The sequence below is a fragment of the Escherichia sp. KCJ4928 genome (assembly GCF_004352695.1).
Taxonomy (GTDB): domain Bacteria; phylum Pseudomonadota; class Gammaproteobacteria; order Enterobacterales; family Enterobacteriaceae; genus ECMA0423.
In genome coordinates this window covers 16,216-28,390 of sequence record NZ_SJWV01000041.1, presented here as the reverse complement: position 1 = coordinate 28,390, position 12,175 = coordinate 16,216, and the positions used below count along the sequence as shown (strand labels likewise).

Below are 12,175 nucleotides of genomic sequence, written 5' to 3'. Positions count from 1 at the left end.
TATATATTGACCACAACTGATACATCAGATTATGTGATGACTCGTGCTTAGATCAATTTTTGCAATCATTAGCAAAAAGATTAATAAACCATCTATATCAATTTATCCAACCTATTCTGCCGTTCAAGAAATCGCCGAACAGTTATTTTTAACAAATTTTTCTCTTCCCATTGACTTTCCCGGACACCTTGTCTGACCTAAGGTGCGCGAAAGCCACTTTTTCCTTCCTGAGTTATCCACAAAGTTATGCACTTGCAAGAGGGCCATTTTCACACTATCTTGCAGTGAATCCCAAACATACCCCCTATATATAGTGTTCTAAGCAGCTTCCCGTACTACAGGTAGTCTGCATGAAACTATTGCGGAAAGAATTCCAAAAACAGGTACGACATACATGAATCAGAATCTGCTGGTGACAAAGCGCGACGGTAGCACAGAGCGCATCAATCTCGACAAAATCCATCGCGTTCTGGATTGGGCGGCAGAAGGACTGCATAACGTTTCGATTTCCCAGGTCGAGCTGCGCTCCCACATTCAGTTTTATGACGGTATCAAGACCTCTGACATCCACGAAACCATTATCAAGGCGGCCGCAGACCTGATCTCCCGTGATGCGCCGGATTATCAGTATCTCGCCGCGCGCCTGGCGATCTTCCACCTGCGTAAAAAAGCCTACGGCCAGTTTGAGCCGCCTGCGCTGTACGACCACGTGGTGAAAATGGTCGAGATGGGCAAATACGATAATCATCTGCTGGAAGACTACACGGAAGAAGAGTTCAAGCAGATGGACACGTTTATCGATCACGACCGTGATATGACCTTCTCTTATGCTGCCGTTAAGCAGCTGGAAGGCAAATATCTGGTACAGAACCGCGTGACCGGCGAAATCTACGAAAGCGCCCAGTTCCTTTATATTCTGGTTGCCGCGTGCCTGTTCTCGAACTACCCGCGTGAAACGCGCCTGCAATATGTGAAGCGTTTTTACGACGCGGTTTCCACATTTAAAATTTCGCTGCCGACGCCAATCATGTCCGGCGTGCGTACCCCGACTCGTCAGTTCAGCTCCTGCGTACTGATCGAGTGCGGTGACAGTCTGGATTCCATCAACGCTACCTCCAGCGCGATTGTGAAATACGTTTCCCAGCGTGCCGGGATCGGCATCAACGCCGGGCGTATTCGTGCGCTGGGTAGCCCGATTCGCGGTGGTGAAGCGTTCCATACCGGCTGTATTCCGTTCTACAAACATTTCCAGACAGCGGTGAAATCCTGCTCTCAGGGCGGCGTGCGCGGCGGTGCGGCAACGCTGTTCTACCCGATGTGGCATCTGGAAGTGGAAAGCCTGCTGGTGTTGAAAAACAACCGTGGTGTGGAAGGCAACCGCGTGCGCCATATGGACTACGGGGTACAGATCAACAAACTGATGTATACCCGCCTGCTGAAAGGTGAAGATATCACCCTGTTCAGCCCGTCCGACGTACCGGGGCTGTACGACGCATTCTTCGCCGATCAGGAAGAGTTTGAACGCCTGTATACCAAATATGAGAAAGACGACAGCATCCGCAAGCAGCGTGTGAAAGCCGTTGAGCTGTTCTCGCTGATGATGCAGGAACGTGCGTCTACCGGTCGTATCTATATTCAGAACGTTGACCACTGCAATACCCATAGCCCGTTTGATCCGGCCATCGCGCCAGTGCGTCAGTCTAACCTGTGCCTGGAGATAGCCCTGCCGACCAAACCGCTGAACGACGTCAACGACGAGAACGGTGAAATCGCGCTGTGTACGCTGTCTGCTTTCAACCTGGGCGCAATTAATAGCCTGGATGAACTGGAAGAGCTAGCAATTCTGGCGGTTCGTGCACTTGACGCGCTGCTGGATTATCAGGATTACCCGATCCCGGCCGCCAAACGTGGAGCGATGGGTCGTCGTACGCTGGGTATTGGTGTGATCAACTTCGCTTACTACCTGGCGAAGCACGGTGTGCGTTACTCCGACGGCAGCGCCAACAACCTGACGCATAAAACCTTCGAAGCGATTCAGTATTACCTGCTGAAAGCGTCTAACGAGCTGGCAAAAGAGCAAGGCGCGTGCCCGTGGTTTAACGAAACCACTTACGCGAAAGGGATCCTGCCGATCGATACCTATAAGAAAGATCTGGATACCATCGCTAATGAGCCGCTGCATTACGACTGGGAAGCATTGCGTGAATCAATCAAAACGCACGGCCTGCGTAACTCCACGCTTTCTGCCCTGATGCCGTCAGAGACTTCTTCACAGATCTCTAACGCCACTAACGGTATTGAACCGCCGCGCGGTTACGTCAGCATCAAAGCGTCGAAAGACGGTATTTTGCGCCAGGTGGTGCCGGACTACGAGCACCTGCACGACGCCTATGAGCTGCTGTGGGAAATGCCGGGTAACGATGGCTACCTGCAACTGGTAGGTATCATGCAGAAATTTATCGATCAGTCGATCTCTGCTAACACCAACTACGATCCGTCACGTTTCCCGTCAGGAAAAGTGCCGATGCAGCAGTTGCTGAAAGACCTGCTCACCGCCTACAAATTCGGGGTCAAAACGCTGTATTATCAGAACACCCGTGACGGCGCTGAAGACGCGCAGGACGATCTGGTGCCGTCAATCCAGGACGATGGCTGCGAAAGCGGCGCATGTAAGATCTGATAATCCCCCAGCCTTTGCACCAAACCGTCCCCTCTCCCCTTGCGGGAGAGGGTTAGGGTGAGGGGTAATAAAACCACAGGACACACTCATGGCATATACCACCTTTTCACAGACGAAAAATGATCAGCTCAAAGAACCGATGTTCTTTGGTCAGCCGGTCAACGTGGCTCGCTACGATCAGCAAAAATATGACATCTTCGAAAAGCTGATCGAAAAGCAGCTCTCTTTCTTCTGGCGTCCGGAAGAAGTTGACGTTTCTCGCGACCGTATCGATTACCAGGCACTGCCTGAACACGAAAAACACATCTTTATCAGCAACCTGAAATATCAGACGCTGCTGGATTCCATTCAGGGCCGTAGCCCGAACGTGGCACTGCTGCCGCTGATCTCGATCCCGGAACTGGAGACCTGGGTCGAAACCTGGGCGTTCTCAGAAACGATTCATTCCCGTTCCTATACTCATATCATTCGTAATATCGTTAACGATCCGTCTGTTGTGTTTGACGATATCGTCACCAACGAGCAGATCCAGAAACGTGCGGAAGGGATCTCCAGCTATTACGATGAGCTGATCGAAATGACCAGCTACTGGCATCTGCTGGGCGAAGGTACCCACACCGTTAACGGTAAAACTGTGACCGTTAGCCTGCGCGAGCTGAAGAAAAAACTGTATCTCTGCCTGATGAGCGTTAACGCGCTGGAAGCGATTCGTTTCTACGTCAGCTTTGCTTGTTCCTTCGCATTTGCAGAACGCGAATTGATGGAAGGCAACGCCAAAATTATTCGCCTGATTGCCCGCGACGAAGCCCTGCACCTGACCGGCACCCAGCATATGCTGAATCTGCTGCGCAGCGGCGCGGACGATCCTGAGATGGCGGAAATTGCCGAAGAGTGTAAGCAGGAGTGCTATGACCTGTTTGTTCAGGCAGCTCAACAGGAGAAAGACTGGGCGGATTATCTGTTCCGCGACGGTTCGATGATTGGTCTGAATAAAGACATTCTCTGCCAGTACGTTGAATACATCACCAATATCCGTATGCAGGCAGTCGGTTTGGATCTGCCGTTCCAGACGCGCTCCAACCCGATCCCATGGATCAACACCTGGCTGGTGTCTGATAACGTGCAGGTTGCTCCGCAGGAAGTGGAAGTCAGTTCTTATCTGGTCGGGCAGATTGACGCGGAAGTGGACACCGACGATTTGAGTAACTTCCAACTCTGATGGCCCGCGTTATCCTGCGCATCACTGGCACACAACTGCTGTGCCAGGATGAACACCCTTCCCTTCTGGCGGCGCTGGAATCCCACAATGTGGCGGTTGAGTATCAGTGTCGCGAAGGTTACTGCGGCTCCTGTCGCACCCGTCTGGTTGCAGGTCAGGTTGACTGGATTGCCGAACCGTTAGCCTTTATTCAGCCGGGGGAAATTTTGCCCTGTTGTTGCCGGGCAAAAGGCGATATTGAAATCGAGATGTGAATTGGTTGTAGTGCCAGATACAACGCTTATGCGTCTTATCTGGCCTACAACGATTACATGGCGTAGTAATACGCTTTCACCTGCTCCCAGTCCGCTTTGGGGATTGGCTCCAGATATTTTTCCAGCTGGCGGAAGTCATGATTAATCGCTTTATCGCGACGCAAGCGGCGACGACTTTTCTCCAGGTCAAGAAAACCAGCTTCTGCATTACCTTCTGTTTTCACATAGATATGGCGAACATAACAACAGCCATGCTGACGATTAATGCTATGCATTTTCTTAAACGCCAGCGCCACTGCTTTCAACATGGCTTGCCGTACTTCGTCAGAATAAGGCAATACTGCATGCTGGGCATACCAGTCAGCAATGCTGATGAACCCCGCCATATCTTCAGTCACCAGCAACGCTCGCCATTCACCCTCAATTTTCACCGCTTCACCAAAAACGATCTTCGGCACGATGACACCGGCCCGTTCCAGTTCTTTAATTACCGCAACCTCACGGACAATCGTTGGTCGGCCGAACGGATAACGTACGGAATGAAACAGATGATGCGTCATGCGCTTTACATACAGCTTTTTGCCGTTGCGCTCGACGCATTGCACCCCGCTCATACCATTACGGCGATAGTTAGGCTCTTCAACCCAGTCGCCCTCTGTTGCCCACCAGTGATTAAATTCGTCGTACTTTGCTGAAACTGCCATACCCTATCGCCTGTCATTTTTATTAACGACAATGACTATAGGTGGTTACCTGAGGAAAATCTTAATGAAACGTGTCGTATTAATGAATTTCTTTTGCCACTACTAGCGTGACACCGCTTTTACCCTTCATTTGCAGCGCATAGATTCCACCAGCCACTACCACTAATAGTGCGCCCAGTAGATAAAATGTGAATTTAATCAGTAGGATACAGCGATGAAGTTTATTCGACAGGGATTAGGCATCGCCTTACAACCAGAGTTAACGCTGAAAAGCATTGCAGGTGAATTGTGTTCCGTTCCTCACGAACCAACCTTCTATCGACAGATTTCGTTGTTGGCTAAAGAAAAGCCGGTAGAAGGCAGTCCACTGTTTTTACTACAAACGTGTACGGAACAACTCGTGGTGAATGGAAAAATTTGATGTGAGACAGGATGGCGCATGAACGCCATCCTGCAGTAGCATTACTCTTTATTAAGGAATTTTACTGCCTTATCAGGGAAATCAGTAAACAGCCCATTTACACCCGCTTTGTTATACAGAGCATCATATAACTGATTCACATCAGTAGTGTATTCAGGCAGTTTATCTGACCGCACGGTATAAGGATGCACTACCAGTTTATTCTGCTGAGCATCTTGCACCATGCCAGTGAGTTTGATATTACCCGGCTGCGATGTTTCCTCAATCAACATATGGTAATCCGGCCCGATACCGTCGGCATATTCCGCCACCTGTTTCATAGCACCCGGCTTAAACATCCAGTCGTAGTTGTAATTAACCCAGCTTCCATCCGGCTGTTTCTGCTGCGTTTCATTCCAGTCGGTATAGGCAATCAGCTGTACCAGATTGAGATCCATGCCCATTTTGGGTTCCAGCTCATTCTTAATACGCTTCAGCTCATCAGCATCAAAACATTGCAAATAAACTTTGTCGTCCTTACCGGTGTAACCATATTTCTTCAGCACTTCCAGCGTTTTTGCCGCAATATCCTTCCCTTCCTGATGATGGAACCACGGCGCTTTAATTTCTGGATAGATACCGATATTTTTCCCGGTAGAGTGATTTAACCCCTGAACAAATTCAATCTCTTCTTCAAAGGTGTGCACCCGGAAGTCGGACTTACCCATTGGGAAACGCCCCGGATAAGTCTGTACTTTTTTACCGTTTTCAATATCGAAACCTTCGGTAAATTTCAGCGACTTAATTTCATCCAGCGTGAAATCTATCGCGTAGTAACGACCGTCTTTGCGCGCCCGATCCGGGAAACGATCGGCAACATCAGTAACACGATCGAGATAATGGTCATGCAGAACAACCAGATGGTCGTCTTTGGTCATCACCAAATCCTGTTCCAGATAATCCGCTCCCTGCGCATACGCCATCGCTTTTGCTGGCAGCGTATGCTCCGGCAAATATCCACTGGCACCGCGATGGGCGATGACTATTTTTTCGTTGCTGTCCGCCGCCATTGCACTGCTTCCCATGACTATAGTGCTCATCATGATCGCCATGCTAAGGTTTTTCAGCTTCAATTTCATGCCATTAGCCTCCGTTGCGTTTTTGCAGTAATTGTTCATGGCGACGTTTTTCGCCAATCATCACAACAATCAACAAGATAACCGCCAGAATGCTGCCGCCAATCATTACCATAAAGCCGCCATCCCAGCCGAAGAAGTCCACGGTGTAGCCAACAATCGCGCTCGCCGCCACCGAACCGCCCAGGTAACCAAACAGCCCGGTAAAGCCCGCTGCCGTACCTGCCGCTTTTTTCGGTGCCAGTTCCAGCGCATGCAGACCGATCAGCATCACAGGACCGTAGATCAGGAAGCCGATAACAATCATACAAATCATATCGACGGTTGGGTTACCTGCCGGGTTCATCCAGTAAACGATAGTCGCGATGGTCACCAGTGTCATAAAGAAAACGCCGGTTGCCCCACGGTTGCCACGGAAGACTTTATCCGACATCCAGCCGCACAGCAGGGTGCCCGGAATACCCGCATACTCATAGAAGAAGTAGGCCCAGGAAGATTTATCCAGCGCGAAATGTTTAACCTCTTTCAGGTAAGTCGGTGACCAGTCGAGGATGCCGTAACGCAGCAGATAAACGAACACGTTGGCGATGGCGATATACCACAGCAATTTGTTCGGCAACACGTACTGCATGAAGATCTGCTTCGCCGTCAGTTCCTGTTCCGCTTTTTCGTTATAGTCGTCCGGGTAATCATTTTTGTACTCTTCGATCGGCGGCAAACCACAAGATTGCGGGGTATCGCGCATCATCGCAAAGGCGAATAATGCCACCAGAATGGCGCAGAAAGCGGGCATATAGAGCGCCGCATGCCAGTCATTGAACCAGGCCATCCCCAGCAGGAACAGCAGCGGCGGAATACCACCACCGACGTTGTGCGCACAGTTCCACGCTGACACAATGCCGCCACGTTCTTTCTGCGACCACCAGTGCACCATAGTACGACCACACGGCGGCCACCCCATCCCCTGGAACCAACCGCAGAGGAACAACAGTACAAACATCACCGCAATGCTCGACGTCGCCCATGGCACAAAGCCCATAAACAACATCACTGCCGCCGCCAGAATCAAACCTGCGGGCAGGAAAACGCGCGGATTCGAGCGATCCGATACCGAACCCATGATGAATTTCGAAAATCCATAAGCAATCGAGATCCCCGAAAGGGCAAAACCTAAATCACCGCGTGAGAATCCCTGCTCAACCAGATAAGGCATAGCAAGCGCAAAGTTCTTACGAACCAAATAGTAAGCCGCATAGCCAAAGAATATCCCCAGGAAAATTTGCCAGCGCAATCGACGATAAGTCGGATCGATCTCCGCGGCAGGTAAGCGCGCTTTGTGTGGCGCTGGTTTAAAAATACTCAACATTGATAGCCTCCGTGGCCCGTGGTCTTATTTATGATTAACAGCCTGATTCAGTGAGAGAACCTGCCGTTTCTTGAGTTGCCGCGATGTTAAGAAAACATTCATAAATTAAATGTGAATTGCCGCACACATTATTAAATAAGATTTACAAAATGTTCAAAATGACGCATGAAATCACGTTTCACTTTCGAATTATGAGCGAATATGCGCGAAATCAAACAATTCATGTTTTTACTATGGCTAAATGGTAAAAAACGAACTTCAGAGGGATAACAATGAAAACTCGCGACTCGCAATCAAGTGACGTGATTATCATTGGCGGCGGCGCAACGGGAGCCGGGATTGCCCGCGACTGTGCCCTGCGCGGGCTGCGCGTGATTTTGGTTGAGCGCCACGACATCGCAACCGGTGCCACCGGGCGTAACCACGGCCTGCTGCACAGCGGTGCGCGCTATGCGGTAACCGATGCGGAATCGGCCCGCGAATGCATTAGTGAAAACCAGATCCTGAAACGCATTGCACGTCACTGCGTTGAACCAACCAACGGCCTGTTTATCACCCTGCCGGAAGATGACCTCTCATTCCAGGCCACTTTTATTCGCGCCTGCGAAGAAGCAGGGATCAGCGCAGAAGCTATAGACCCGCAGCAAGCGCGCATTATCGAACCTGCCGTTAACCCGGCACTGATTGGCGCGGTGAAAGTTCCGGATGGCACCGTTGATCCATTTCGTCTGACCGCAGCAAACATGCTGGATGCCAAAGAACACGGTGCCGTTATCCTTACCGCTCATGAAGTCACGGGGCTGATTCGTGAAGGCGCGACGGTGTGCGGTGTTCGTGTACGTAACCATCTCACCGGCGAAACTCAGGCCCTTCATGCACCTGTCGTGGTTAATGCCGCTGGGATCTGGGGGCAACACATTGCCGAATATGCCGATCTGCGCATTCGCATGTTCCCGGCGAAAGGATCGCTGCTGATCATGGATCACCGCATTAACCAGCATGTGATCAACCGCTGCCGTAAACCTTCCGACGCCGATATTCTGGTGCCTGGCGATACCATTTCGCTGATTGGTACCACCTCTTTACGTATTGATTACAACGAGATTGACGATAATCGAGTGACGGCAGAAGAGGTTGATATTCTGCTGCGTGAAGGGGAAAAACTGGCCCCCGTGATGGCGAAAACGCGCATTTTGCGGGCCTATTCTGGCGTGCGCCCGCTGGTTGCCAGCGATGACGACCCGAGCGGACGTAACGTCAGCCGTGGCATCGTGCTGCTCGACCATGCTGAACGCGATGGTCTGGACGGATTTATCACCATCACCGGTGGCAAACTGATGACCTATCGGCTGATGGCTGAATGGGCTACCGACGCGGTATGCCGCAAACTGGGCAACACGCGCCCCTGTACGACTGCCGATCTGGCACTGCCTGGTTCACAAGAACCCGCTGAAGTTACCTTGCGTAAAGTCATCTCCCTGCCTGCCCCGCTGCGCGGTTCTGCGGTTTATCGTCATGGCGATCGCACGCCTGCCTGGCTGAGCGAAGGCCGTCTGCACCGTAGCCTGGTATGTGAGTGCGAAGCGGTAACTGCGGGTGAAGTGCAGTACGCGGTAGAAAATTTAAACGTTAATAGCCTGCTGGATTTACGCCGTCGTACCCGTGTGGGGATGGGCACCTGCCAGGGCGAACTCTGCGCCTGCCGCGCTGCCGGACTGCTGCAACGGTTTAACGTCACGACGTCCGCGCAATCTATCGAGCAACTTTCCACCTTCCTTAACGAACGCTGGAAAGGCGTGCAACCCATCGCCTGGGGAGACGCACTGCGCGAAAGCGAATTTACCCGCTGGGTTTATCAGGGACTGTGTGGTCTGGAGAAGGAGCAGAAAGATGCGCTTTGATACTGTCATTATGGGCGGCGGCCTCGCCGGATTACTCTGTGGCCTGCAACTGCAAAAACACGGCCTGCGCTGTGCCATTGTCACGCGTGGTCAAAGCGCGCTGCATTTCTCATCCGGTTCGCTGGATTTGCTGAGCCATCTGCCTGATGGTCAACCGGTGACAGACATTCACAGTGGACTGGAATCTTTGCGTCAGCAGGCACCAGCCCATCCTTACAGTCTTCTCGAACCACAACGCGTGCTCGATCTCGCTTGCCAGGCGCAGGCATTGATCGCTGAAAGCGGTGCGCAATTGCAGGGCAGCGTGGAACTGGCCCATCAGCGCGTTACCCCGCTCGGCACTTTGCGTGCAACCTGGTTAAGTTCGCCAGAAGTTCCCGTCTGGCCGCTACCCGCGAAGAAGATATGTGTAGTGGGGATAAGCGGGCTGATGGATTTCCAGGCGCATCTTGCGGCGGCTTCGTTGCGCGAACTGGATCTTTCGGTTGAAACCGCAGAAATAGAGCTGCCGGAACTGGATGTCCTGCGCAATAACGCCACCGAATTTCGCGCTGTGAATATCGCCCGTTTCCTTGATAATGAAGAAAACTGGCCGCTGTTACTTGATGCGCTTATTCCTGTCGCCAATACCTGCGAAATGATCCTGATGCCCGCCTGCTTCGGCCTGGCCGATGACAAACTGTGGCGTTGGTTGAATGAAAAACTACCTTGTTCACTGATGCTTTTGCCAACGCTGCCGCCTTCCGTGCTGGGCATTCGTCTGCAAAACCAGTTACAGCGCCAGTTTGTGCGCCAGGGTGGCGTGTGGATGCCGGGCGATGAAGTGAAAAAAGTGACCTGTAAAAATGGCGTAGTGAATGAAATCTGGACCCGCAATCACGCCGATATTCCGCTACGTCCACGTTTCGCGGTTCTCGCCAGCGGCAGTTTCTTTAGTGGCGGACTGGTAGCGGAACGTAACGGCATTCGCGAGCCGATTCTCGGCCTTGATGTGCTACAAACCGCCACGCGGGGTGAATGGTATAAGGGCGATTTTTTTGCGCCGCAACCGTGGCAGCAGTTCGGTGTAACCACTGATGAGACGCTACGCCCGTCGCAGGCAGGGCAAACCATTGAGAACCTGTTTGCCATCGGTTCGGTGCTGGGCGGATTTGATCCCATCGCCCAGGGATGCGGCGGCGGTGTTTGTGCCGTCAGTGCTTTACATGCCGCTCAACAGATTGCCCAACGCGCAGGAGGCCAACAATGAACGACACCAGCTTCGAAAACTGCATTAAGTGCACCGTCTGCACCACCGCCTGCCCGGTGAGCCGGGTGAATCCCGGTTATCCAGGGCCAAAACAAGCCGGGCCGGATGGCGAGCGTCTGCGTTTGAAAGATGGCGCACTGTATGACGAGGCGCTGAAATATTGCATCAACTGCAAACGTTGTGAAGTCGCCTGCCCGTCCGATGTGAAGATTGGCGATATTATCCAGCGCGCGCGGGCAAAATATGACACCACGCGCCCGTCGCTGCGTAATTTTGTGTTGAGTCATACCGACCTGATGGGTAGCGTTTCCACGCCGTTCGCACCAATCGTCAACACCGCTACCTCGCTGAAACCGGTGCGGCAGCTGCTTGATGCGGCGTTAAAAATCGATCATCGCCGCACGCTACCGAAATACTCCTTCGGCACGTTCCGTCGCTGGTATCGCAGCATAGCGGCTCAGCAAGCACAATATAAAGACCAGGTCGCTTTCTTTCACGGCTGCTTCGTTAACTACAACCATCCGCAGTTAGGTAAAGATTTAATTAAAGTGCTCAACGCAATGGGTACCGGTGTACAACTGCTCAGCAAAGAAAAATGCTGCGGCGTACCGCTAATCGCCAACGGCTTTACCGATAAAGCACGCAAACAGGCAATTACGAATGTAGAGTCGATCCGCGAAGCTGTGGGAGTAAAAGGCATTCCGGTGATTGCCACCTCCTCAACCTGTACATTTGCCCTGCGCGACGAATACCCGGAAGTGCTGAATGTCGACAACAAAGGCTTGCGCGATCATATCGAACTGGCAACCCGCTGGCTGTGGCGCAAGCTGGACGAAGGCAAAACGTTACCGCTGAAACCGCTGCCGCTGAAAGTGGTTTATCACACTCCGTGCCATATGGAAAAAATGGGCTGGACGCTCTACACCCTGGAGCTGTTGCGTAAAATCCCGGGGCTTGAGTTAACGGTGCTGGATTCCCAGTGCTGCGGTATTGCGGGTACTTACGGTTTCAAAAAAGAGAACTACCCCACCTCACAAGCCATCGGTGCGCCACTGTTCCGCCAGATAGAAGAGAGCGGCGCGGATCTGGTCATCACCGACTGCGAAACCTGCAAATGGCAGATTGAGATGTCCACGAGCCTTCGCTGCGAACATCCGATTACGCTACTGGCCCAGGCGCTGGCTTAACCGACCTTTTGATGCCCGGTAAGCACATTGCTTATCGGGCATTTTTGCGAGCGCGATTCCACGCACCATGTATGCGTTG

The 12,175-nt window shown here is 52.0% G+C and carries 10 protein-coding genes and 2 pseudogenes; 7 read left to right on the top strand and 5 right to left on the bottom strand.

Annotation, left to right across the window (positions count from 1 at the left end; translation table 11 throughout):
• Positions 1-123: 123 nt before the first annotated feature.
• Positions 124-267 carry a protein YpaB gene (gene ypaB, locus E0D98_RS28415; RefSeq protein ID WP_001300064.1) on the bottom strand — a complete coding sequence of 48 codons (144 nt, stop codon included), beginning with the start codon at positions 265-267 and terminating at the stop codon, positions 124-126.
• Between the two features lie 127 nt (positions 268-394).
• Between ypaB and nrdA the strand changes: the two genes are divergently transcribed.
• The 3 genes from nrdA (at position 395) to yfaE (ending at position 4,153) form a co-directional block, all read left to right on the top strand.
• Positions 395-2,680, top strand: a complete 2,286-nt coding sequence (nrdA, locus tag E0D98_RS08870) for a class 1a ribonucleoside-diphosphate reductase subunit alpha (protein ID WP_001075177.1) — start codon at positions 395-397, stop codon at positions 2,678-2,680.
• An 88-nt stretch (positions 2,681-2,768) separates the two neighbouring features.
• Positions 2,769-3,899 carry a class Ia ribonucleoside-diphosphate reductase subunit beta gene (gene nrdB, locus E0D98_RS08865; protein WP_000332036.1) on the top strand — a complete coding sequence of 377 codons (1,131 nt, stop codon included), beginning with the start codon at positions 2,769-2,771 and terminating at the stop codon, positions 3,897-3,899.
• Positions 3,899-4,153, top strand: a complete 255-nt coding sequence (yfaE, locus tag E0D98_RS08860; RefSeq protein ID WP_000124825.1) for a ferredoxin-like diferric-tyrosyl radical cofactor maintenance protein YfaE — start codon at positions 3,899-3,901, stop codon at positions 4,151-4,153. Before nrdB ends, yfaE begins: the two co-directional genes overlap by 1 nt.
• A gap of 53 nt (positions 4,154-4,206) precedes the next feature.
• On the opposite strand, the gene inaA is transcribed toward yfaE, so the two are convergent.
• On the bottom strand, positions 4,207-4,857 hold the full coding sequence (gene inaA, locus E0D98_RS08855) for a lipopolysaccharide kinase InaA (protein ID WP_000301045.1): 651 nt from the start codon (positions 4,855-4,857) through the stop codon (positions 4,207-4,209).
• A 79-nt stretch (positions 4,858-4,936) separates the two neighbouring features.
• Positions 4,937-5,041 (bottom strand): annotated as a pseudogene (locus tag E0D98_RS27835) (hypothetical protein); the annotation flags it as partial.
• Between E0D98_RS27835 and E0D98_RS08850 the strand changes: the two are divergent.
• A pseudogene (locus tag E0D98_RS08850) lies at positions 5,039-5,278 on the top strand (LysR family transcriptional regulator); the annotation flags it as partial. The pseudogenes E0D98_RS27835 and E0D98_RS08850 overlap by 3 nt on opposite strands.
• A 41-nt stretch (positions 5,279-5,319) precedes the next feature.
• Here E0D98_RS08850 and glpQ read toward each other — a convergent pair.
• Together glpQ and glpT are read right to left on the bottom strand one after the other, a co-directional pair.
• Positions 5,320-6,396, bottom strand: coding sequence for a glycerophosphodiester phosphodiesterase (glpQ, locus tag E0D98_RS08845; RefSeq protein WP_000768973.1), 1,077 nt, complete (start codon positions 6,394-6,396; stop codon positions 5,320-5,322).
• 4 nt (positions 6,397-6,400) lie between these two features.
• Complete coding sequence (gene glpT / locus E0D98_RS08840) at positions 6,401-7,759, bottom strand: glycerol-3-phosphate transporter (protein WP_131890591.1); 1,359 nt, start codon at positions 7,757-7,759, stop codon at positions 6,401-6,403.
• A 272-nt stretch (positions 7,760-8,031) separates the two neighbouring features.
• Here glpT and glpA point away from each other — a divergent pair, with 272 nt between their 5' ends.
• The 3 genes from glpA to glpC are packed head-to-tail and all read left to right on the top strand — an operon-like array spanning position 8,032 to position 12,096.
• Entirely contained in the window at positions 8,032-9,660 is a 1,629-nt protein-coding gene (glpA, locus tag E0D98_RS08835) for an anaerobic glycerol-3-phosphate dehydrogenase subunit A (protein WP_000857257.1), read from the top strand.
• Positions 9,650-10,909, top strand: a complete 1,260-nt coding sequence (gene glpB, locus E0D98_RS08830) for a glycerol-3-phosphate dehydrogenase subunit GlpB (protein WP_001209921.1) — start codon at positions 9,650-9,652, stop codon at positions 10,907-10,909. Before glpA ends, glpB begins: the two co-directional genes overlap by 11 nt.
• Complete coding sequence (gene glpC, locus E0D98_RS08825) at positions 10,906-12,096, top strand: anaerobic glycerol-3-phosphate dehydrogenase subunit GlpC (protein ID WP_001000358.1); 1,191 nt, start codon at positions 10,906-10,908, stop codon at positions 12,094-12,096. Before glpB ends, glpC begins: the two co-directional genes overlap by 4 nt.
• Positions 12,097-12,175: the final 79 nt, after the last annotated feature.